Source organism: Peribacillus suis, from assembly GCF_059384845.1.
Genome location: NZ_CM182019.1, coordinates 1,130,876 through 1,153,340, shown reverse-complemented (window position 1 = coordinate 1,153,340; position 22,465 = coordinate 1,130,876). Strand labels below are relative to the sequence as shown.

General features: G+C 41.5%; 19 protein-coding genes and 1 pseudogene. 5 read left to right on the top strand and 15 right to left on the bottom strand.

Annotated features, from left to right (window positions below; genetic code table 11):
* Positions 1–35: 35 nt before the first annotated feature.
* Both deoC and deoR read right to left on the bottom strand, forming a co-directional pair.
* A complete protein-coding gene (gene deoC, locus AC503W_RS05715; RefSeq protein WP_427688473.1) occupies positions 36–701 on the bottom strand; it encodes a deoxyribose-phosphate aldolase in 666 nt (221 codons plus the stop codon).
* Between the two features lie 226 nt (positions 702–927).
* Positions 928–1,866, bottom strand: a complete 939-nt coding sequence (gene deoR, locus AC503W_RS05710; RefSeq protein WP_427688475.1) for a DNA-binding transcriptional repressor DeoR — start codon at positions 1,864–1,866, stop codon at positions 928–930.
* Positions 1,867–2,264: 398 nt separating this feature from the next.
* On the opposite strand from deoR, the gene AC503W_RS05705 reads away from it, so the two are divergent.
* Positions 2,265–3,236 (top strand): MBL fold metallo-hydrolase, encoded by a 972-nt coding sequence (locus tag AC503W_RS05705; RefSeq protein ID WP_427688477.1) that lies wholly within the window; start codon positions 2,265–2,267, stop codon positions 3,234–3,236.
* 231 nt (positions 3,237–3,467) lie between these two features.
* On the opposite strand, the gene AC503W_RS05700 is transcribed toward AC503W_RS05705, so the two are convergent.
* Both AC503W_RS05700 and AC503W_RS05695 read right to left on the bottom strand, forming a co-directional pair.
* On the bottom strand, positions 3,468–4,421 hold the full coding sequence (locus AC503W_RS05700) for a TRM11 family SAM-dependent methyltransferase (protein WP_427688479.1): 954 nt from the start codon (positions 4,419–4,421) through the stop codon (positions 3,468–3,470).
* A 203-nt stretch (positions 4,422–4,624) separates the two neighbouring features.
* Complete coding sequence (locus AC503W_RS05695; protein WP_427688481.1) at positions 4,625–5,716, bottom strand: CotH kinase family protein; 1,092 nt, start codon at positions 5,714–5,716, stop codon at positions 4,625–4,627.
* A 152-nt stretch (positions 5,717–5,868) separates the two neighbouring features.
* Between AC503W_RS05695 and AC503W_RS05690 the strand changes: the two are divergent.
* Together AC503W_RS05690 and AC503W_RS05685 are read left to right on the top strand one after the other, a co-directional pair.
* A pseudogene (locus AC503W_RS05690) lies at positions 5,869–5,922 on the top strand (hypothetical protein); the annotation flags it as partial.
* A 7-nt stretch (positions 5,923–5,929) separates the two neighbouring features.
* Positions 5,930–6,691, top strand: coding sequence for a hypothetical protein (locus tag AC503W_RS05685; protein ID WP_427688577.1), 762 nt, complete (start codon positions 5,930–5,932; stop codon positions 6,689–6,691).
* Here AC503W_RS05685 and AC503W_RS05680 read toward each other — a convergent pair.
* From AC503W_RS05680 to AC503W_RS05670, 3 genes are read right to left on the bottom strand one after another with little or no spacing between them, the layout of a single operon-like run.
* Positions 6,684–6,995, bottom strand: coding sequence for a DUF3870 domain-containing protein (locus tag AC503W_RS05680; protein WP_402867852.1), 312 nt, complete (start codon positions 6,993–6,995; stop codon positions 6,684–6,686). The genes AC503W_RS05685 and AC503W_RS05680 overlap by 8 nt on opposite strands.
* A gap of 22 nt (positions 6,996–7,017) precedes the next feature.
* Positions 7,018–8,223 carry an acyl-CoA dehydrogenase family protein gene (locus AC503W_RS05675; protein ID WP_427688575.1) on the bottom strand — a complete coding sequence of 402 codons (1,206 nt, stop codon included), beginning with the start codon at positions 8,221–8,223 and terminating at the stop codon, positions 7,018–7,020.
* A 14-nt stretch (positions 8,224–8,237) separates the two neighbouring features.
* Positions 8,238–9,425 (bottom strand): CaiB/BaiF CoA transferase family protein, encoded by a 1,188-nt coding sequence (locus tag AC503W_RS05670; protein ID WP_427688484.1) that lies wholly within the window; start codon positions 9,423–9,425, stop codon positions 8,238–8,240.
* A 423-nt stretch (positions 9,426–9,848) separates the two neighbouring features.
* On the opposite strand from AC503W_RS05670, the gene AC503W_RS05665 reads away from it, so the two are divergent.
* A complete protein-coding gene (locus tag AC503W_RS05665; RefSeq protein ID WP_494916373.1) occupies positions 9,849–10,787 on the top strand; it encodes a DHH family phosphoesterase in 939 nt (312 codons plus the stop codon).
* 62 nt (positions 10,788–10,849) lie between these two features.
* Here AC503W_RS05665 and AC503W_RS05660 read toward each other — a convergent pair whose 3' ends face one another.
* From AC503W_RS05660 to xylA, 7 genes are all read right to left on the bottom strand, one after another.
* Positions 10,850–11,863, bottom strand: coding sequence for an aliphatic sulfonate ABC transporter substrate-binding protein (locus tag AC503W_RS05660; protein ID WP_427688488.1), 1,014 nt, complete (start codon positions 11,861–11,863; stop codon positions 10,850–10,852).
* A 35-nt stretch (positions 11,864–11,898) separates the two neighbouring features.
* The gene (locus AC503W_RS05655) at positions 11,899–12,657 is read right to left on the bottom strand and encodes an ABC transporter permease (RefSeq protein WP_402867835.1); all 759 of its coding nucleotides are present in this window, start codon (positions 12,655–12,657) and stop codon (positions 11,899–11,901) included.
* Positions 12,590–13,432, bottom strand: coding sequence for an ABC transporter ATP-binding protein (locus AC503W_RS05650; protein WP_427688489.1), 843 nt, complete (start codon positions 13,430–13,432; stop codon positions 12,590–12,592). Before AC503W_RS05650 ends, AC503W_RS05655 begins: the two co-directional genes overlap by 68 nt.
* Positions 13,433–13,750: 318 nt before the next feature.
* Positions 13,751–15,853, bottom strand: a complete 2,103-nt coding sequence (locus AC503W_RS05645; RefSeq protein WP_427688491.1) for a YhgE/Pip domain-containing protein — start codon at positions 15,851–15,853, stop codon at positions 13,751–13,753.
* 205 nt (positions 15,854–16,058) lie between these two features.
* Complete coding sequence (gene xylB / locus AC503W_RS05640) at positions 16,059–17,561, bottom strand: xylulokinase (RefSeq protein WP_427688492.1); 1,503 nt, start codon at positions 17,559–17,561, stop codon at positions 16,059–16,061.
* 88 nt (positions 17,562–17,649) lie between these two features.
* The gene (xylE, locus tag AC503W_RS05635) at positions 17,650–19,038 is read right to left on the bottom strand and encodes a D-xylose transporter XylE (protein ID WP_427688494.1); all 1,389 of its coding nucleotides are present in this window, start codon (positions 19,036–19,038) and stop codon (positions 17,650–17,652) included.
* 169 nt (positions 19,039–19,207) lie between these two features.
* Positions 19,208–20,530 carry a xylose isomerase gene (xylA, locus tag AC503W_RS05630; RefSeq protein WP_427688496.1) on the bottom strand — a complete coding sequence of 441 codons (1,323 nt, stop codon included), beginning with the start codon at positions 20,528–20,530 and terminating at the stop codon, positions 19,208–19,210.
* Between the two features lie 170 nt (positions 20,531–20,700).
* On the opposite strand from xylA, the gene AC503W_RS05625 reads away from it, so the two are divergent.
* Complete coding sequence (locus AC503W_RS05625; RefSeq protein ID WP_427688497.1) at positions 20,701–21,867, top strand: ROK family protein; 1,167 nt, start codon at positions 20,701–20,703, stop codon at positions 21,865–21,867.
* A gap of 56 nt (positions 21,868–21,923) precedes the next feature.
* Here AC503W_RS05625 and AC503W_RS05620 read toward each other — a convergent pair whose 3' ends face one another.
* Positions 21,924–22,448, bottom strand: coding sequence for a type 1 glutamine amidotransferase domain-containing protein (locus AC503W_RS05620; RefSeq protein ID WP_427688499.1), 525 nt, complete (start codon positions 22,446–22,448; stop codon positions 21,924–21,926).
* Positions 22,449–22,465: the final 17 nt, after the last annotated feature.

The following is a 22,465-nucleotide window of genomic DNA, read 5'->3' as shown; positions in this document are numbered from 1 at the left end:
CATTCGGTTTTCAAACGAGGGACTAGCTATCTAAATTAATAGCCTCCATTAACGGCTTCCCCCTGCATGATTTTGACACCTGAGCTCGCGCCAATACGAGTAGCTCCCGCCTTAGCCATCTTTTCTAAATCGTTTTTATCCCGAATTCCTCCAGATGCCTTTACACCTAAATTCGGTCCAACGACCTTTCTCATTAACATTACATCTTCGACAGTGGCACCTCCCGTAGAAAATCCGGTGGATGTTTTAACATAATCAGCTCCAGCATTAACGACCAGTTGACATGCACGGACCTTTTCCTCTTCTGTCAATAAGCATGTTTCAATAATCACTTTCAGAAGAGCTTTTCCATGTGCAGCATTAGCAACCGCTTTCATATCAGCTTCAACTGCATCATCATTGCCAGCTTTCAAGAGGCCAATGTTGATTACCATATCTACTTCTTCTGCGCCGTTTGAAATAGCGTCTTGCGTTTCGAATACTTTTACTGCTGTAGTAGACGCGCCTAAAGGAAATCCAATGACTGTACAAACTTTTACGTCACTTCCCTCTAATTCTTTCGCTGCAAGTGACACCCATTGCGGATTCACGCAAACGGAAGCAAAACCGTATTCCTTGGCTTCTTCTGCTAATCTAACAATCTCCTTTTCAGTTGCATCAGCTTTCAGTAGTGTATGGTCAATTAATTTAGCCTTATTCATTTTTAACGGCCCCTTATCCTATTATTTTTCACTCTAATTTTTTATATTTTTTGATTTTTCAATAAGAAAAGCGCTTTCACAACCAAATAATACCACGGTGTGGAACATATGTAAATTTTATTTTGAAATTTTGTTCAAATATTTTTACAACCTATTCAACTAAATGTTTATAGACATAAAAAAATAAGGCCAGCGCTTTTTAGGCGCCAACCATATATTCTTTCTTTTAACACTCTAATAGAGCTTTAGCCGTGAATTGATCTGTAATGAGTGTATTGGCATATTTTCCCACTAATGCTGCCTGGATGGCTTTGATCTTATCTTCGCCTCCAGCAACTAAAATGCTTCTTTCTTTCTTTTGCAATTCTTCTAAATCAATGCCCACCGTGCGGCTATTAATAACTTCATTACAGATGTTCCCCTCTTCATCAAAAAAACGAGAACAAATATCACCTACGGCCGTGCGTTGGAGATCAGCTTTCTCCCCTTCACTTAAATAACCCAGTTTAAAAAGTAAAGCATCATCTCTGACCGTACCGACCGTAAATAATGCAATATTCGCTTGTCTACCCATTTCGATGATCCGTTCTATATGCCGATCTTCCTCAACCATCTGCTTAAGTTCTGGCTTATCAAAAATAACAGGTAAAGGTAAATAGCGGGTGACCGTATAATAAGCTTCGGCAAATAGATTGGCAACTTCAACGGCGTAAGTAAGGCTATACGAATGGCTTACACCGCCTTTTAGCTGAACTACTTCTACACCTTTCACTCGCTTGCTTTTAAGTTGTGAGGCCACTGAAAACAATGTGGTACCCCAGGTAATGCCGATGATATCTCCGTCTTTTACGATTTTGTGTAAAAATTCGGCGGCAGTCCGCCCGATATGCTTAGTTATCTCCTCATACTCATTAAGTGGGGAATATGAAACGCTTACATGATCCAATCCATACCGTTCCTTTAACTGTTTTGAGAGTTCGTCCACATCTTCTAACGGGTCTTTAATGTGTATACTTACGTAGCCCTGCTCCTTCGCATATTGCAACAACCTAGAAACCGTTGGTCGCGACACGCCAAGGCGTGCACAAATCTCTTGTTGACTATAATCCGATTCATAGTATAGTCTTGCAGCCGCAATACTGAGCCTTTGTTTATCTTGATCCATACATGCCCTCATTTCTTCTGTCATTCCGATTATCACCTTTTAGTTTACATGGAATAATGGCCATCCAATCTGTTAAATTAACCATATACTAAAACTTGCATGGCGAGAAGATTATTTTACATAAAAATATAAAAAAGGTAAATTTAGTTATAGTAGAAAAATCCACCAGTATGAGAAACGATTCAGGAAAATTATCTTGCTATTATAATATAAATGTTTCATTTTTCAGAATTTACTTTAAATAAAACAAATAGTAAGCTAAAGGTATAACTATCGTTTATTAATAAATTGAACTTTAAGGATCGTTCATTCATTTATAAGCTTGAGCGATTCATTGATACAGCATAAATGAATAAACCTTCCTACCAAAAGTTCATTCATTTCAGGGGGAACAAGGGATGCTCATGAAAAACCGGTCAACACTTAAGATTCACCCAGTTATAGCGCCAAGTGCACTCGCATTGAAAAGTATAAACTTTTATTTAGTGGAACAGAATGAGTCCCTTACGCTGGTGGATGCTGGCATGAATGATGATGTTTGTTGGGACGCTTTACAACACACATTAGAGGAAAATAGCCTAAAGCTTGAAAATATTACAGAGATTCTCTTGACCCATCATCACGGGGATCACGTGGGACTCGTTAACCGTATCACTGAGCTTCACCCGATTCCTGTTTATGCTCACTCTAAATCCATACCAAGGTTAAAGCGAGATCCGGATTTTCTTAGCATGAGGATTGAGTTCTATAAACGACTTTACCTTCAGATGGGCTGTGGGGAACTTGGAGATAAACAAGTGGCCTATTTATTCAATGCCGTCAATAATAACAAAGATCAAAAAATCAATAGTGAAATCATCGAGATTAAGGAAAGCCAATTATTAAATTTTGAAGTGATTCATTTTCCCGGTCATGCACCAGACCAGATTGCCTTTCTTGATAAAAGCGAGAACCGACTTCTTGCTGGAGACTTATTAATTGAACATATCTCTAGTAATGCATTGGTGGAGCCCGATGAAAACGGCCAAAGGATGCGGACTCTAGTAGACCATATTGAATCGTTGGAGCGCTGTTTGGCATTAGGGGTGGACAGCCTTTACCCTGGACACGGAAACATCATCTATCAAGCAGGTCCATTAATAGAAAAAAGGCTCCGTAACATTGAAACAAAATCCAAGAAAATCCTCGCTTTAATTGAAGCTGGAATAACAACAGGGAATGAGTTAGCAAAAAACTATTACAAAGAAAAATATTTAAAAGAGTTCCCACTTGTCATGTCGGAGATCATCGGACATTTAGATTACTTGGAGTACCAAGGAAAAATCGACAAATACTCTAGTGGAAATGTGATTCACTATACCGCTAGATAAGGGTAATATCCTGGTCATCCGGTCTTGGCAACCTAGAGGCTATGCCATCGAACGCAAGGATTTGCTTCACACAAAACAGCCGATAAGCACGATGATTTCGGTCGTTTTCGATTGATGCTAAGGAATAACAGACATATAAAAAAGGAAGAGTATGCACCACTCTTCCTTTCTTATCTATTAACTTTAATAGACAACTTGATTAGGGATACTTCTACATATCCAACGAGGCTTTTATACACACACCACAATTTGCCTAGAAAATACACCTTTTTTCGCTAGACAACGATCCGCAATTTCAAAGCCCGCTTCATGAATCATATCATCCATCGTATCGATGGTTACTACAACCACCTTGTCCGCAAAACGACGAGCATGTTTAAGAATCGAAAGTTGGTCTTCCGGCGTAGCATGTGTATAAAGATTATACGGCATATCTATGATGGCTGCGTCATAGTGTTCCGTAACCTCTGAAATCGGTCCTGTTGTTACATCGCCTTCCAGCCCGAAGTAAGCAATATTTTCCCTAGACCCATCCGTAACTAGAGGGTTGATGTCACGACCAACAATATCGATTCCCATGGATAATGCTTCCACCAATACCGTCCCTATTCCGCAACATGGATCAATGGCTTTTACCCCCTCTGGATGTGGTACGGCAATATTGGCAATCGCTCTTGCGACCCGGGTACTAAGTGCCGTTGAATACTCACGGGGTTTCTTCAAATGATGTAACCAAACCGGTTCGGGTTTGACGAATTCCCCAAAGTACCAACGTCCTTCGAATGGCACAATCCCATAAGTTTGATCTGGATTGCGCACATCTGCCTTACTCTGGATATGCCAGCCAATTTCCCTCTCAATGGCACGTTGTCCATCATAATCAATTTTTTCTTCTATATTCAAATCATTTATTTTAATGAATAGGACTTTAAATGTTGAATCGGTAATCGGAAGTTGCTTTACCTGTTCAACGATTTCAGATATGCTTTCCCCTTCGTACATAATATCGACACGTCCCTTGATAAAAGGGCTTCTGCTCGGATCAATTTTGATGTCACTTTTTAAAATATTGACTTCGGTCTTACAACCAAAAAGCGAGCGCGTTTCCATATTACATAAAGAACGTTCGTCTGGAGTGCACGTAAAAGTATATATATACGCCGGTATACGGCTTTCATTGTTCAAACTATTCCCATCCTTCACCACTTTAGATTATATCTTTCTATCAAACATAGCCGTAAGTGGATGGAAATGCAAATGAAAAAAATAGCAGGAATACTGATTTTTCAGTGTTCCTGCTATTTTAATAAATACGTCACCCTTCCACTTGCTTTAAGAAATGAAGGTAGAAAATACTTGGCCCACCCCAATGAATTCACACGATCCATTTAATCCAACTTATGCAATTGACTACGAATATATTGTGCCCGGGCATCTATATATTTTAGAATAAAGTCAGGTTCATTTTCAAATGTCTCGATATTGTCCCTGACATATCGATCTCTTGGAATATACGGTTTGATCAGGCTATGCATTTCATGAATGATGGGTTCCATATACCTCACGTTGAATTGGTTATTCATAATCTCTTTAAGAAGACTTTGATACCGTTTGCGGAATGTAGCTATATCAAGAATCCTTGCGGTCAATGTATTGAAGCCTCTGATTCCAACATAATCTTCTTCCATCACTTTACCATTTACATCCCTGCCCCATGTCGCATCATAATCCCAAGGGATGATTTCGAAAAGTCCCGTTTCTCCATTCCGGTATAAAGCATAATTATGGACAAATCCATCATAATTCTGTGTAAATACGACACCTGCCAACCAGCGGAGATATTTTTCCACATTGACCAGCTTTCCAATTTCCTTCTCGAAATCCACTCTTGGTATCGTATTGATTTTTATGATCAGCTCGTGTAAGTACAACTCATCCTGAGCTGTCCCACATTTTCTTTCATACCCGAATTCCAGGGATTTCTTAACTTCCTTATCCAGATCACTCATCAATGAGAAATTAGCATCTCCATCCACCGCATAAAAAATGGATCCTTCAGGCAAATGGCAGTTCCTCAAGTAATGCTCATCCACAGATTCCAATTCTAAATAAATCCCTTCGTCCTTTCCATTAAGATTAAGGAAAACGAATTGGGATCTCGGGGATAAAGTTCCGATATCTGCGAAAAAATCTAAAGACAGTTTATTCCTCAGCAGAGATTTATCCTTATATTCAGCATTCAGATGAACTTCTTTAGCCTTTCGGTACATACTCGGTTTATAAAAGGCCACATGATAGGACTTTTTCCGGAAACCCCGGATATGGGAGCCCCGATAAACGATATCGACATCCAATTTTTTCTTTTCTATCGATAATTTTGCAGGGACGGGATCATTACTCCAAATATCCCTACGAAGCTCGATCAAGTTTACAGGGGGAATAAAAAGGTGATAAATCGGTAGATTCTTGTCAGTATTCATAAAAACCTTCCCTTTCATTTTCATTTTACTTTATGAAAAAAAAACGAAGGCTGCCACTAAGCCATCAATTTATTTTGAAAGTATGTGCGTTTACCATTATCACTTTGTGTACAAGCCGCATATTTTAGCTAGTGAAAAGGGGGAATGAATGTATGTCAACTAAATTTAAAGAAATTCAAAAAGCGGTGGAAATGGTAAATTCGTTTGGGTTAGATGAATTCCTATTCCAAGACCCACGTTCAAAAAACCGGTCATCACGGAAGAAGAATAAGAAAAACAAGAAAAATAATAAAAAGCGTAGTACTAGACGTTCAACACGTGGTACCCAACGCCGTACTAGCCGGAACCGCTCTACTTGTGGTACTCGTCGTCGTACTAGCCGGAATCGCTCTACTTGCAGCACTCGTCGTCGTACTAGCCGGAACCGTTCTACTTGCAGTACTCGTCGTCGTACTAGCCGGAACCGCTCTACTTGCAGCACTCAACGTCGTACTAGCCGGAACCGTTCTACTTGCAGCACTCAACGTCGTACTAGCCGGAACCGCTCTACTTGCAGCACTCAACGTCGTACTAGCCGGAATCGTTCTACTTGCAGCACTCGTCGTCGCACTAGCCGAAACCGTTCTACTTGCAGCACTCAACGTCGTACTAGCAGAAATCGTCGTTCCACTAGGAACCGCAGAACTTCAAGAAACCACAGATTCCATGGAAAAGGTTCTTTCGGCTTCCACAAGAACTGGAAATGGAATTTCTGATTACAGGCAAATAAACAGAATTAATATAGGATCATCAAGACCCATTTTGAAAGGTGATAGATTTATTATCACCTCTTTTTACATAATCATAGAGCTCCCTGAACGTGTTATATCTAGCAGTGAAAGCATAAACCTAAACATTGAATGCCAAACCCTTACATTAAAAAAGATGGATTCACCAGATTATTACCCTGGAAAACCCACCTCATCTCTTATTTAATGGAGATCAATTCGAACTGACCATAGACATCTTTCAGACCTGCTTGAATGGCTTGACCTGCCTTCCCTCGATAATACAATTGCACGCGTTCAATCAATTCGTCAATTCCATCATTTAAACAATAACCACGAAGTAACTGGCGGATGAATTCCCTACCATGTTCTGTAGCAAGCGTACAGGAGGCATCGACAATTACGCCGTATTTAAGGTCCAGTTCTACCGTGATCGTGATGGAGTCATAGAGATTTCTTGCCGCCATACCTTGTGGGAGTTTAGCATGCCCTGCAATAAAATATGTGTTCATCATCTGATCTCCTTATTTGTAATTAATGGACAGACACCTGCTCAAATGGCCATGCAGGCAATTGCTTGCGAAGTTCTTTATCCTGCCTGTACCCCAATGCATATTCTCCTTGCATGACCGTATGGATTTCTCGTGTTCCTTCATAAATGACCGGAGCTTTTGAATTCCTTAGGAACCGTTCCACCGGATATTCATCTGAATAACCATAGGCTCCATGGATCTGCACCGCATCATTCGCCGCTTCATTTGCTGCATCACATGAAATCCATTTAGCAAGTGACGTTTCTTGTGTATTTCGTTTTCCTTGATTTTTTAAAGTCCCTGCTTTAAAGACCAACAATCTTGCAATCTCTAAATTCGCCGACATTTTGGCTATCATCTGTTGTACAAGCTGATGTCTGCCAATCTCTTTACCAAATGTACTGCGCTCATGGCAATACTTTAAGCTCGCTTCCAGACTTGCTCCAATTAGGCCTACTGCGCCGGCAGCTACCGTAAACCGTCCATTGTCCAAGGCAGACATGGAAATTTTAAACCCTTCCCCTTCTTCGCCCAATCTATTGGCAACCGGAACTTTAACATCCGTTAAAAAGACTTCCCCTGTATTACCGGCACGAATCCCTAGCTTTCCTTTGATTGCTTTCGATTCAACGCCATCAAACGTACGCTCAACGATAAATGCCGTAATTCCTTTGGAGCCTAGGTCATGATCCGTTTTCGCAAAAATGAGGAAATGGTCCGCATAATCGCAAAGAGAAATCCATGTTTTCGATCCATTTAAAATGTAATAATCACCATCTCGTTTAGCCGTTGATTTCATGGCTGCAACGTCTGACCCAGCATTAGGCTCAGTGAGGCCGAAAGCACCAATCTTCATGCCTTTTGCTTGTGGCACTAAATACTTCTGTTTTTGTTCTTCGGTTCCCCACTGCAACAGTGTCATGCTATTTAACCCGGTATGTACGGACACCGCCGTCCGGTAAGCCGTGTCGCCGCGCTCCAATTCCTCACACACGATGGCCAGTGTATTATAATCCATGCCGACTCCGCCATATTCTTCAGGAATGCACACACCCATCAATTGCAATTCGGCCAATCTCTTTAGGATATGTGGCTGAAACTCTCCTTGTCGGTCCCACTCTTGTATATATGGAATGATTTCCTTATCAACAAATTTCCTAACCACTTTTTTTACACTTTTCTGTTCTTCTGTTAATTCGAAATTCATCATCTAAATTCCTCCTAAATAATTTTATTTTGTTTGAATTTGGTTATGTCTTCCGGGCTATACCCCAATTCGGCTAAAGTGGATTCTGTATGCTCTCCATAAAGCGGTGGATGCTTTCTCATCGTGACCGGTGTTTTTGAGAGTTTTAAAGGCGACCCAGTCATTCTAAGGTTGTCAATCTTTGGGTGGTCCATCTCCACTAACATTTCCCTTGCGTGTATTTGGGGATCCTCGAACATTTCGGCAATGGTTTGAATAGGGCCATTAGGAATCCCGGCGATATCCAGTTGCGTTTTCCACTCTTTCTTCGTCTTGCTTTTTAATAAAGCTTCTATAATCGGTATTAACTCCTTTTTATTCTGCAAACGATCTTTATTGTGCATAAAAGGCTCATGATCCGCCAATTCCGGCCTTCCTAAAACTGTCGTGAATCTCTTAAATTGCTCATCATTCCCAACAGCGACGACCAGTTCCCCATCACTTGCATGGAAAACTTGATAGGGGACGATATTCGGATGTTGGTTTCCCATCCGCTTAGGAGCTACCCCGCTGAACAAATAATTGCTTGCGACATTCACTAAGGAAGCGACTTGACAATCCATCAATGCAATGTCAATCTCCTGACCTTCCCCCGTATTGTTCCGATGATGCAGGGCTGACAAAATTCCAATGCAGGTATATAACCCTGTCAGGACATCAGCTATCGCCACCCCCACTTTCATGGGGCTTCCATCACTCTCGCCCGTGATGCTCATCAGGCCGCTCATCGCTTGAATGATATAATCATAGCCTGGTAGATCTTTATTAGGACCGGTTAATCCGAATCCGGTGATTGACGCCATAATCAAATGCGGATTCACTTCTTTTAATTGTTCATATCCCACACTCATTTTTTCCAGTGTGCCTGCCTTGAAGTTTTGGACGACAATATCACCTGTCGACACTAGCTTACGAAATATTTCTTTTCCCTGTTCTGACTTTAAATTCAATGTTATACTTTCTTTGTTGCGATTGGCACATAAATAGTAAGCGCTTTCCCCTTTGGCGAAAGGCGGACCCCATCCTCTCGTTTCATCTCCTGATTCATGATGTTCCACTTTAATAACTTCGGCTCCCAAATCACCAAGAATCATTGAACAAAACGGTCCCGCCAATACACGGGAGACGTCAATGATCCTTATTCCTTCCAAGGCCCCATTCATCCGTTCACCCCTTTTCCATTGTTGAAATATACAAAAAGAGCCAGTAAAACAAACAATGTGATTACATTGTAGGTTTCACTGACTCTTATCCATGGCTTGTCTCCCGACAAAGGAAGATCAAGTGAACAAAGTCAATTTTATGAATACTCATTTAAAACAAGCCGGCCATGCAGCAAGGTAAGTCGCTGTCATCGGTTTGGTAAATTAAGTATAAAATAGTTATTTGAATTTTGCAATAATTAAATTCACTTTATGGATATTGATCGTTCGCAAATTTATCATGATTGTTGTTCTCCTCCCCCTTTACACTAAAGGTATGGAGAATGAAGCTCTCGCCTTGCTTCTTTCCCCTTCTGTCTATAAAATTCAAAGATATAAACGCTATAGTTCGACAAGTCCATTAATGGTAAGGGGGATTTAAGAGTGGACGACATAAAGAAAGAAATCGTTGAAGCCATCAAGCAATATTCTACGATCATCATTCACCGCCATCTTAATCCAGATCCGGATGCACTGGGGTCTCAAAGCGGACTTCAACACGTGATAAAGCACTCATATTCATCCAAGGTTGTTCATGCAGTGGGAGAAGAAGTAGGTCGGCTCCAATTTATTGGAAGGATGGATGTTATCCCCGATGATGTGTATAGAGATGCATTAGTGGTTGTGTGCGATACCGCTAATCTTTCACGCATTAGTGATTCACGATACAAAATGGGAAAAAGGTTGATTAAGATCGATCATCATCCCGTTCAAGAGTCCTTCGGTGATCTTTCATGGGTGGATCCTTCTTTCAGCTCTGCAAGTGAGATGCTTGTTGAACTGTGTTTGGGTTTCCCTGATGACCTTAAATTAAACAAAGAAGCTGCCCGTGCCTTTTATACCGGCATCATTGGTGATACAGGAAATTTCCAAAAAGGCAAAATATCTCCCGGGACCTTAGAAATTGCATCGATTTTACGGTCGTATAATATTCAGCCAGAAAGAATCCACAACTTGTTGAATATAAAAACCAAGCATGCTTCCCATCTTCAAAGGGATATCATGATGAGCTATAAAAGGACCGATAAAGGGGTGGCCTACTTCGTCATGACCGAGGAGATGTTAAGCAAGTATGATATGGACCGGACCGAAGCCGCGAATTTAATTAATACGCTTTCTGGGTTAAAAGGGGTGAGAATTTGGGTGTTCTTCATTGAATATCCCGAAGAAATCCGAGTCAGGATCCGTTCCAGAAACATCCCGATTGATTCAGTTGCACGCATGTTTAACGGGGGAGGGCACCCCTTCGCTTCCGGAGCGAACATCCCTTCATGGGAGGCAGTCGATCAGGTCATACACGCTTTGAACCAAGTTTGTCCCTGAGCTGGTTGGATGAAAGGAGCGTAAGAGAAACGCCCGAGCCATATGGCCCGGGCGTTATGTTCTTATTTCGATACTTCTTCAAGAGAGGATAAATCAATCATCCCTTTAATATCCGCGCTAGGAATGTATCCAGCCTCTTTACTAATATCAGCCATTTCCTGAATGACGTCCTCATTAACATTCGTTGTCACTTCCAAGCGTGAAAAGGCAGCGGCCACCTCTTCCTTGCTTAATTCTTTTCCAGTCAAGTCCTTAAGATGCTTAATGACTAGCTCTTGGCTTTCTTCCGGATTGTTTTGGATGAAATCAACCGCTTTTTTGTGAGCTTTCAAATAGGCAGTGGAGAGACCTTTTTTATCTAAGAACTTCTGGCTTGCAGCCACCACTGTGTTCGGTGAATCTTTGCCCCAAGCGAATTCATCCCAGTTAAGCAATAGCTTCCCGTTGGCCTGATTTTCCAACACATATCCCCAAGGTTCCTGAGTAGCAGCTGCATCGACTGTTTTTTGGACAAAAAGTGCTGCTGTGTCAGCAGGTGCTGAAGCAAATAACTCCACTGTACCACCATTTGTAGTCGGTTTAAGCCCAACGTCTTTAAGGGCCTTTCTAAGCATGACGTCCTGAGTGCTTCCGATGACAGGGATCGCAACTTTTTTACCGTCCAAATCTTTTAAATCCGAAATTTTACTGCTTTCACCTGACACAAGAACTGCTCCACCGTTTACAGCCCCGGAAATTAAGTGGTATTCCGGATTTTTCACGTAAAAGTTAAGTAACGGACCAGGACCGGTTGTTCCGACATCGATAGCCTTCGTAGCCATCGCTTCCATAAATAGCCCACCGTTGGCCACTGTTTTCGTTTTAATGGTTACGTCTTCACCAAATTCTTCTTTAAAGTAGCCCTTTTCAAGCGCAATGATTGTTGCACTATGAGTCAGGTTAGGGAAATACCCGATATTCACGGTTTGTTTTTCTGAATCTTTTCCTTCTTCGTTAGTCGAAGATTCTGTGCAACCACTTACTATTCCAATTAACAATACGGACATAATAAGAGTAAATAATGTTTTTTTCAGCATTTGTCTCTCTCCTCTTAATCTATTATTATATGAACTTATCGTTGGTTCACTCCCCATTTAACTTGAACATTACGTTCCAGGCGGGAGAAAACGACGTTATCTACAATGGTTCCAATAATCGCAATGATGATCATGACGGAAATAACAAGGTCCATTTGACCGAGCGATCTTCCCATTTCCAGAAGTTGCCCGAGACCTCCGCCTCCTCCGAGTAACTCACCTGCCATTAAAGCACGCCAAGAGAAAGCCCAAGCGATTCGGAGACCAGAAATGATTTGTGGGACAGATGCAGGCAGAATCACGGTCCTTAAGAAATGGAATCCGCTTGACCCATAAGTTTTAGCCACCCTTTGATAGAGCTGGGGCACATTTTTGAACCCGCTCGTTGCATTGACTGTCATTGTCCAGGTCGCGCCGATGGTAACGATGAAAAGGATGGAAAAATCATTCAAGCCAAACCAGATGATCGCTAACGGAAACCATACGATACTTGGTATGGATTGTAAGGCTGTTACCACAAAACCAAGCGTGTCTTCTACAAGCTTATAACGCCAGATGAAGTATCCTAAAATCAGACCGATAATGATGGCGATGGTGAACCCGATCAAGATGCGTCCCATGCTCTTTCCGACAGCTTCCGTGATTTGTCCACTCACTATTCCATTAAACAGGGTTTCAAGGACCTGAGTCAGGCTAGGAAACATGAAATCCGGAAGGCTTGATAATCTAGATGTGACTTCCCATATCCCCGCTATCATCGCGATGAATATGATTCGTCTTAAAGCTGTAATCATTCCCCATTTCCTCCTTCAGCACTTTTTCAATTTCCTCCTGTAAAATCGATAATACCCTTTGTTCGGTGTGCAGCGTCACACTATCCGGCATGACCCCATCTTTCATGGACGGTACGGAAATCGTCTCTTTGATCTTTCCCGGTCGGGTTGCAAAAACCACGATTTTCTCCGAAAGCTGAACGGCTTCACGAATATTATGCGTGACAAAAAAGATCGTCACTTTAGTTTTTCTCCAGATTTCAAGTAACTCTTTATGCAATACCATTCTCGTCTGCTCATCAAGTGCAGAAAATGGCTCATCCATCAATAGAATATCCGGTTCCATTACAAGGGCTCTGGCAATGGCGACTCTCTGTTTCATCCCTCCTGAAAGCTGATGTGGATAGGAATCTACATAGCGGCTAAGATGAACCATTTTTAGAATATCCAACGCCTTTTCTTTCGCTTTTTCTTTAGGCATTTTCTTCAACTTCAACCCGTACGTGACGTTTTCAAGTACCGTCAACCAGGGGAATAAGCCTGCTTCTTGAAACACAACCACTCGTTCGGGTCCCGGCTTCGAAACCTTTTTCCCAGCCACCCGGATGTCGCCTGAATCTGCTTTATCGAGTCCGGCTATTAAATAAAGTAGGGTCGATTTGCCACAACCTGACGGCCCAACGATTGAAACGAAGCTTCCCTTTTCGACCTCTATATTGATATCATCAAGTACCTTTATACTTTCTTTCTTTTCATTCATAAAGCTTTTTTCAATTCCGTCTACTGTTAAATACACTGAAGACACCCCACTTTTAAATCACACTAATTGACTAGACATTATTCCTTAATAATGATTAATCCAATCGTTTTTGTCAACTATAAAAATGCGAGAATTCTAACTTTTTTGTGTTTTTCTACTTCCCACCGAATAATGGAGATATACTACAATACTACATATTTTAGTAAAATGTATTCTTTTGTATGATGAGAAAGGAAAATCCGTTTTTCCTATAGCTTAATCGACTATTTCGAAATAATAATCTCCAATCTCTGCATACAAAAAAAGTTTCCTGGGATCCGGAAACTTTTTCTATATTTCATATCAACGTCTGATTTAAAATAATCTGCTTCGATATAATTTATCTTTCATTTTTTGTGTTCGACGGTGGAAAGGTTTCTTCAAAATCACCCCCAACAAAAGGGTGAGCAAAATAAAGAGTAACAACACCAGAATATCCTTAGTGGCAGTGGTCCAAGTGATTCCACCGACAGCTTCACGAAGTAAGCTAACGGCATAGGTAAATGGCAAGAAAGGATTGATATGTTGAAAAAAAGGTGGCGTCACTTGAATGGGGAAGGTCCCACCGGAACTTGAAATTTGAAGGACCATCAAAATCACGCTGATCCCCTTGCCTACATTTCCGAGAACGGATACAAATGTGTAGACAAGTAGTGTAAATCCTGCACTAATCAATACCGAAAACAAGATATACTCCCATTTATCCGCAACATATACATCAAGAAGAAGTATATTCCCTATGGATACGATTAATGCCTGCATGCATCCGATGATTAAGAAAATCAGGTACCTTCCTATATAGATCTGATATGGACTATACCCTTGTTGAGAAATATCCACGCTCAGTATCGAGATTAATACTGTCCCCCCTACCCAAAGCGAAAGCGCTGTGAAGAATGGAGACATTGCCGAACCGTAATTAGGAATTGGGAAAAGGCTATGTTGATTAAGAAGGACCGGTTCTGAAAAAAAGTCGCTTTCTTTCTCAATATCATTTCGCAAAAAGCGAATGACATCCTCGATATTATAACTCTTGTCTATCTCTCTCATTTTATTTGCAAGCCCTCGAATCTTGTTCTCGACCTCTGGAAAGTTACTCTGTAACCTATCGATTTCCTCTCTCCGGTCTAAAATGGTTTGATTGCTCTCTCCCAATAGTGCTTTAACCTCAGGAAGGGCTTGTCCCCCTTCCTCTAGCGTCATTTGCACTTTTTCTAAAAGTGCATGCCCTTCATCCCCTAGTTTTTCAAATTTCACCCCTGTATGGTCTTGATAATCGCTTTGCATTTCGTTCAATACACTAAGGTTTCTTTCTCCACGACCGGTAAGTGAATCCGTGTCTTGTTCATTCAATGACTGCATTTGTTTTCTCGTATTTTCGCGCAACTCATTAATAGAATATATTTCTGGTTGCAACACGTTTTTCCCATTGAACTGATTGACCCTTACCAATAGATTATACATACTATCCAATAAGTACCTATCCTTTTTCAGCCTGCTTATTCCTTGCTCTGTCAGTCCATATACTTCATCGTCGGTTAAACCTTGCTCCTTCAATCGGCCGGCTATTCCAATAACCGATTCATTATCACTCCTTACTATTGCAAGATCATCTTCCAGGAGTGGATTAATGGCATGAAAAGCCGCTTGGGCTGAATCAATATAAACGGCAATATTGGATACCAATTGTTCTTTTTGTGATGAAATATTTTCTACCGCTTTCAGACTATCGTTGACCTTTACAATTAAGTCTTCGGCTTTAGTCACATGCTTATGGACTGTGTTCATACTTTGTTCAAGTTCGGGCAACTCTCCTTCTAAAACGTACACCATATTCTTCATTTTTTGTATCGTCGGAAGCTCGTTTTGCAATGTGATTCCCAGTTCATTAAAGATGGAGAGTATACTTCCACTGGCCGTTTTAACGAAGCTTTTACTGACATTGTCTACAATGCTATTGGCCCCTGCAGCCGTCATTTTCGGTGCGATGCTATTGATTTTTTCATTTACGTAATAATCGATTTCGGCCTTGATGGGATCTTCCGTCATGATGGTCGCTATATGCTCAGAGAAGTTTCCCGGAATGATGATTGATGCGTAGTAATCGCCATTCTTCACTTTTGAAATGGCTTCTTCCTCCGTCGTGAATCTCCAGCCAAGGTCTGAATTTCCCTTTAACCCTTGCACCACTTCTTCTCCTATATTTATCGATTCACCATTCAACTCCGCTCCCCTATCGTTATTGGCAACCCCAACGAGGATTCCTCCCGTATTGGAGTATGGGTCCCAGGAAGCAACGATATTAAACCACGCATAAATGGAAGGGATCAACATGAGAAAAAAGATAACGACACACACAAATAAATTCTTATAAATACTGTTTAAATCCTCTATGAATATTCCCCAAATCTTTCTCAAGATAGACCTCCGGTATTCATTTTCCATAATAGTATGAGGGTAGGAAGATGCTTCAATACCATGTAAACATATCCATCCCTTTATATAAAAAAGAAGCAGCCATCGAAATGACAGCTACTTCTTTCAGAGATTATTCATTTTTTCTTCTATTAAAGCGAAAGAATATTTCTTCCCGGAAGGATAAACCTCGGTCGCCCATTCTCGATTAATGATTGCGGAAAATCTTCAGTTCTTCATTCAGTTCCTTTGTCTGATTATATACCTTTTTATACACATCAAATAGCAAGGCATACTTTTCGACATTAGCCTGTATCGGCTTATAGGATTTTTCTTCTGAAGTGAATACCTCTGCACATGCTTGCAAGGAATCATACCAGCCGCTACCATATGCAGCAAGCATTGCAGCGCCAACTGCCGGGCCCTGTTCGCTTGATAATTTAACGATCGTCGCATTGAAAACATCTGCCTGCATTTGTAGCCATGTTTCATTTTTGGCCCCTCCGCCAATGGATATGACCGTATCAATTGACTTCCCGCTTTTTCTGAATATGTCGATCGATTCATTCAATGAGAAGGTAATGCCTTCAAGGACGGCCCTGGCAAAATCAATCCGCTTATGAGAAGAATCCATGCCTATAAAGCTTCCACGAATGGTCGCATCCGGATACGGTGTCCTCTCGCCCGATATATATGGAGTGAATAGGAGACCATTTGCCCCTATCGGAACGTTAGCAATCCCCTCCAGAACCGTATCGAATTCTTCCCCACTTGCAAAAGTATCCTTAAACCAGCTTAAGCTATGCCCTGCAGATAAGGTCACACCCATTGTATAATAAGTATTTTCTTCACCATGATTAAAATAATGAACTTTTCCACCAAAATCGCGGTCATTCTTTTCTTCATAGGAGAGGACCACACCGGAAGTGCCGATACTGCAAAGCGTTTTCCCTTCGGAAAGGATACCCGACCCGATTGCACCACATGCATTGTCGGCTCCCCCAGCAAACACTTTTGTTTTTTTCGCCAAACCCGTTTGGACTGAAAAGTCTGCTGTGATTTCTCCGACACACTCACTCGATTCTACCAAAGGCGGACATAGTGTTACGTCGACACCGACAAGTTCACACATTTCACCGCTCCATTGTTTTTTTGCCACATCCATTAGAAGAGTTCCGGCAGCATCGGAATATTCACTATGTATTGTTCCTGTCATCGCATAACGAACATAGTCTTTTGGCAGCAGGAAGACATCTGCTTGATGATAGATTTCCGGTTCATATTGCTTGACCCAAAGCAATTTCGGTAGGGTAAATCCTTCAAGCGCCTGATTTTTTGTGATTTCCAATAGCCTTTTCTCGCCAATACATTCATAAGTTTGACGGCATTGTTCCGTTGTTCTTGTATCATTCCATAGAATCGCATTTCGAAGGACATTCCCTTCTCGGTCCAATAAAACAAGACCGTGCATTTGCCCGGAAAAACTAATTCCTTCAATGTCATTTGTGTCCCCATCGAATTTCCTGACTAACTCTCTGAGCGCTTCTGTCGTCTTATCAATCCATCCCTTGGGATCTTGTTCATTGAACCCTGGTTGTACCTGTATGAGGGGGTATGACTTTGAAATCTCGTCGCACACCTTTCCTTGTTGATTCATCAATAAAACCTTTACCGCACTCGTCCCTAAATCCACGCCGATGACATATTTCATGTTCCACCATCCTTTATTCAATTTAGAAAAATGTGCTGGAAGTCCTTTAGGACCCAGCACATAATCATGTTACGTATTCTTTTATGGGTCAAGCCGATTTCATCCAGACTTTTTCCATGTCCTCCAGCGTCTTTCCTTTCGTTTCCGGTATGAATTTCCATACGAAAATTGCCGAAAGGACACTCATTAAACCATAGAACCCATATGTTAAGGCACCACTGTACTCCATCATCATAGGATATGTGGCTGATATTAAATAATTGGCGATCCATTGGGCTGCTACAGCAATGGCAACCGCCTGGCCTCGAATTTTGTTCGGGAATATTTCTGAAATCAATACCCAGCAAATAGGTCCCCACGACATCATGAATGAAGCCGTATATATAATGATGAATACTAACGTGCTAATTCCAATCACATTGGCGTACGCCATTCCCGCTACCCCGAACATGCCTATCGCCATTCCTATGGAACCGACTACGAGTAATGGTTTTCGTCCCCATTTATCCACGGTCATGATAGCAATCACAGTAAAGATAACGTTTACAATTCCCATGATGATGGTTTGCATCATCGACGCATCTTTTCCTGCCCCCATGCTTTCAAAAATGCGCGGTGCATAATACAATGCAACGTTAATCCCGACAAATTGTTGGAATACGGATAGAAGGATCCCAATGACGATTACCAGTTTACCGTAAGATAATAATCTCCCACTGGATACATTCACCGTTTGTTTAATTTCATTAAAGATGGATTTGGCCTCAGCAGCCCCATTAATCTTCGTTAATATCGCCAGCGCTTTATCGTTTTGATGTTTCAACGCTAAATATCGTGGCGTTTCTGGAACAAACAGCAGGAGCAGACCAAACAATAGAGCCGGAATCGCTTCTGAAGCGAACATATATCTCCAACCAATATCGTTAATCCATTCCACTGACTGGCCATTTGCGATGCTCCAGTTTACGAAGTACACGACTAACATCCCAAGAATGATCGCAAATTGATTAAACGATACCAATTTACCTCGGATATCTGCTGGAGCAATCTCCCCTATATACATAGGGACGATTGCTGAAGCCAGACCCACTCCGATGCCGCCTATAATCCGGTATACGTTAAAAGTGAGTAATAACCCTAACGTCGGTTCGCCTTTTGTGAAAAATAAAAACTCCGGATAAGCGGACCCTAAAGCAGAAAAAAAGAATAAAAGAGAAGCAAGGATCAATGAATTCTTACGCCCGAGTTTAGATGAGATCATCCCGGACAGCAACCCTCCAATGATGCAACCAATCAATGCGCTTGAAGTCGTCGCCCCGTGGGCTAAAGACCCCATGCCTAAACTCGTAATGAAATAGGCTTCCAGGGACTTTTCCGCCCCTGATATTACAGCCGTATCATACCCAAATAGCAATCCACCAAGTGCCGCTACTAGTGTAAGTGAAAAAATATAAAGTGAGTTACGATTTTTTTTCATAGTTTTATAGAGTCAGAATAAGCCCGCAAAAGAAAAGTGCCAAGGTATCCAGCTGTTTCTTTTCTTTCCACCATATACTCCTTCTCCTTACTCCCCTCTAGTTGAATTAGAATATATGACCATAAAGGAATCTAAATCGTATGCTAGTTCCTTCCTTCCCATTCATCTTTTATTCTGCAATTGCCTTAAGGATGTATTTGTTCAAAATGCCTTTTAAGTATTCTTGTCTGCCCGATTTATTTTGGATTTCACCAAGACCAAGTGCATAGTCTTCCAACTTGCGGAAATCCGTTTTCCCCTCAACGATCTCCAAGCCGATTCCAGCTGTATAGCTGCTGTAACGGTCCGCGATGAAGTCTTCCAACACTTTGTCTTCGAGTAACTTTTTAGCGACCTTAGTACCAATTGCAAAGCTATCCATCCCCGCAATATGAGCGTGGAATAAATCTTCATACTCGAAGGAACCACGTCTCACTTTCGCGTCAAAGTTCAGGCCACCCGTTCCAAGACCATCATTTTTCAGGATTTCATACATCGCCAACGTCGTTGCGTAGAGGTCAGTCGGGAATTCATCGGTATCCCATCCAAGTAGCGAGTCCCCTTGGTTCGCATCGACGGAACCAAGCATGCCATGAGTACGGGCAACATGCAATTCATGTTCGAATGTATGTCCTGCCAAAATTGCATGGTTCGCCTCGATATTGAATTTAAAATGATCCTTCAAGCCATACGTCTGTAAAAAGGCAAGACCCGTCGCGACATCAAAGTCATATTGGTGCTTCGTCGGTTCCTTTGGTTTTGGTTCAATCAAGAACTGCGCATCAAAACCAATTTCTTTAGAGTAATCGAGGGCCATATGGAAGAATCGGGCCAAGTTATCCAGTTCTAACTTCATATTCGTATTAAGAAGGGTATCGTAGCCTTCACGTCCGCCCCAGAATACATAGTTTTCCGAACCTAATTCCTTCCCTACTTCCAATCCCTTTTTCACTTTCGCTGCCGCATAGGCAAATACATCCGCATTCGGTGAAGTGGCTGCACCATGAACCCAACGGGGATTAGAGAACATATTCGCCGTATTCCAAAGTAATTTCGTCTTGCTAGTCTTCAAGTATTCCTTGATCAAGGCCACAATTTCATCCATGTTCTTATTTGTCTCTCTCAATGTGTCTCCTTCAGGAGCGACGTCGACATCATGGAAACAAAAGAATGGAACATTCATTTTTTCAAAAAATTCAAAGGAAGCTTCCACACGTGCTTTGGCAAGGTCCATTCCCGTAAATTTATTATATGGACGAAGCATTGTTGGTTGTCCAAATGGGTCTGTGCCATCTGCAGTGAATGTATGCCAGTAAGAAACGGCGAAGCGCAAAAACTCTTCCATTGTCTGTCCGTTAATCATTTCTTTCGGGTTATAATATTTAAAGGATAAAGGGTTTGAAGATTCTGAACCTTCATATTTTACTTGATTGATAGTTTCAAAATAACTCATATTAGTATTCCTCCTAAGATAAAATGAATTTGAAATCGCTTTCATTACTTATGAAAATAATAATAACAGCAATAACTTAGTTTGTCTAATGAATATACTAAGTTTTTTGAATTTTTTTTGTTATAATAAAACTTACCTAAAATCCATTATTATTAAAAGGAGGTAGAAAGATGACCTGGAACCAGCAACTGATGAAAGTGAATAACAAGCAGGCCATTTTAGAAACCATCCTGAAACGTGCACCTATATCTCGGGCAGACATTTCGCAGCATCTCGGACTCACGAAGGGAACTGTATCTTCTCTCGTCAATGAACTGTTGGAAGCTAATCTAACCTTTGAATCAGGTCCCGGAGAATCCAGCGGTGGAAGGCGCCCCGTTCTATTATTGTTTCAAGAAAAAGCCGGTTACTCAATTGGGATAGATCTTGGAGTAAATTATATATTAGGGATCCTTACTGATCTCAATGGTGACATCGTAAGTGAAATTAGTAGAAATACGAATAATGGGAACTACGAAGAAACGTTTGAGCGCATGAAAGAAATGATTCAATCTTTAATAAAAACTGCTCCCGAAAGCCATTATGGAGTGGTAGGAATCGGGTTGGGCATTCCTGGAGTCGTTAATAATAAAGGGGAAATTCTGCTTGCTCCGAATTTAGGTTGGAAGAATGTTGACCTAAAAAAAGACATGGAAGAAGAGTTTGGTCTCCCTGTCATCGTAGAGAACGAAGCAAATGCCGGGGCCTATGGAGAAAAGAAATTTGGGGCCGGCAAAGACCATGAACATCTTGTTTACGTTAGCGCAGGTATGGGGATTGGTGTAGGCATTATCCTGGAAAACGAACTGTATCGCGGGGCGAATGGATTTTCCGGAGAAATGGGCCACATGATCATTGACGTTCATGGAAAGCCCTGTAAGTGTGGAAGCAAGGGGTGTTGGGAATTATACGCATCCGAAAAAGCTTTGATTGAACGGGCATCAGTACTTTTCCAGCCAAAAGAAATCACGCTCAAATCCCTAGTTGACCAGGCAAGCCATAGAGAAGAAATCCGTGAGCTTTTCAAAGATATCGGGCATTATCTAGGCATTGGCATTAGCAATATTTCCAATACCTTCAACCCGCAGCAGATTATCATTGGAAATCGTTTGGCCTTGGCCAAGGAATGGTTAAGGGACCCCATCGTCAAGACTGTTGAAAGCCATGCCCTCCCGTTCAACCAAGAAAAATTGCATATCAGCTTTTCTGATTTATCTTCCTATTCCCCTTCCTTAGGGGTCTCGGCTCATGTAATCGAAAACTTCCTGAAGAACAATTTAGAGAAAAAAATTCAATAGGGAACAGGAAACAAAAAAAGTGATTTCTCCGTTTGGAAAAACCACTTTTTTTGTGTTCATTTCTGTTCAATCACCCGAATCAATTCCCGTAGATAATCGGGAAGATCCGGTGGACGTCTGCTCGATACCAAGTTTCCGTCCACCACAACAGGCTCATCCATCCAATGTGCCCCGGCATTCTCCATATCATCTTTGATGCCAGGCGTACTTGTCACATTCTTACCTTGCAAAATCCCTGCTGAAACCAGGACCCAACCCGCATGACATATTTGGCCAATCGGCTTCTTGTTTTCGTCCATGCCCTGAATCAGAGAAATCACTTCAGGAAACCGGCGAATCTTATCGGGTGCCCAACCTCCCGGAACTAGGATCGCATCATAGTCTTCCGCTTTGATGCTGCCATAATCAAAATCTGAAACGGCTGGCACACCATATTTACCAATATACGTCTCATTTTCCTTTTCTCCGGCAAGATGAACGATGGCCCCTTCTTCCCTCAATCTTAAAATTGGATACCAAAGCTCCAAATCTTCGAAATCATGATGCACAAGACTGATTATTTTCTTTCCTTCTAAGCGCATATATCCCTCTCCTTCTA

Bases quoted from the DNA above. Each gene is read 5' to 3' on its own strand.
- deoC (WP_427688473.1), bottom strand. From the start codon at position 701: ATGAATAAGGCTAAATTAATTGACCATACACTACTGAAAGCTGATGCA.
- deoR (WP_427688475.1), bottom strand. From the start codon at position 1,866: ATGGATCAAGATAAACAAAGGCTCAGTATTGCGGCTGCAAGACTATAC.
- AC503W_RS05705 (WP_427688477.1), top strand. From the start codon at position 2,265: ATGCTCATGAAAAACCGGTCAACACTTAAGATTCACCCAGTTATAGCG.
- AC503W_RS05695 (WP_427688481.1), bottom strand. From the start codon at position 5,716: ATGAATACTGACAAGAATCTACCGATTTATCACCTTTTTATTCCCCCT.
- AC503W_RS05685 (WP_427688577.1), top strand. From the start codon at position 5,930: ATGAATTCCTATTCCAAGACCCACGTTCAAAAAACCGGTCATCACGGA.
- AC503W_RS05680 (WP_402867852.1), bottom strand. From the start codon at position 6,995: ATGAACACATATTTTATTGCAGGGCATGCTAAACTCCCACAAGGTATG.
- AC503W_RS05675 (WP_427688575.1), bottom strand. From the start codon at position 8,223: ATGAATTTCGAATTAACAGAAGAACAGAAAAGTGTAAAAAAAGTGGTT.
- AC503W_RS05670 (WP_427688484.1), bottom strand. From the start codon at position 9,425: ATGAATGGGGCCTTGGAAGGAATAAGGATCATTGACGTCTCCCGTGTA.
- AC503W_RS05660 (WP_427688488.1), bottom strand. From the start codon at position 11,863: ATGCTGAAAAAAACATTATTTACTCTTATTATGTCCGTATTGTTAATT.
- AC503W_RS05655 (WP_402867835.1), bottom strand. From the start codon at position 12,657: ATGATTACAGCTTTAAGACGAATCATATTCATCGCGATGATAGCGGGG.
- xylB (WP_427688492.1), bottom strand. From the start codon at position 17,561: ATGAAATATGTCATCGGCGTGGATTTAGGGACGAGTGCGGTAAAGGTT.
- xylE (WP_427688494.1), bottom strand. From the start codon at position 19,038: ATGAAAAAAAATCGTAACTCACTTTATATTTTTTCACTTACACTAGTA.
- xylA (WP_427688496.1), bottom strand. From the start codon at position 20,530: ATGAGTTATTTTGAAACTATCAATCAAGTAAAATATGAAGGTTCAGAA.
- AC503W_RS05625 (WP_427688497.1), top strand. From the start codon at position 20,701: ATGACCTGGAACCAGCAACTGATGAAAGTGAATAACAAGCAGGCCATT.
- AC503W_RS05620 (WP_427688499.1), bottom strand. From the start codon at position 22,448: ATGCGCTTAGAAGGAAAGAAAATAATCAGTCTTGTGCATCATGATTTC.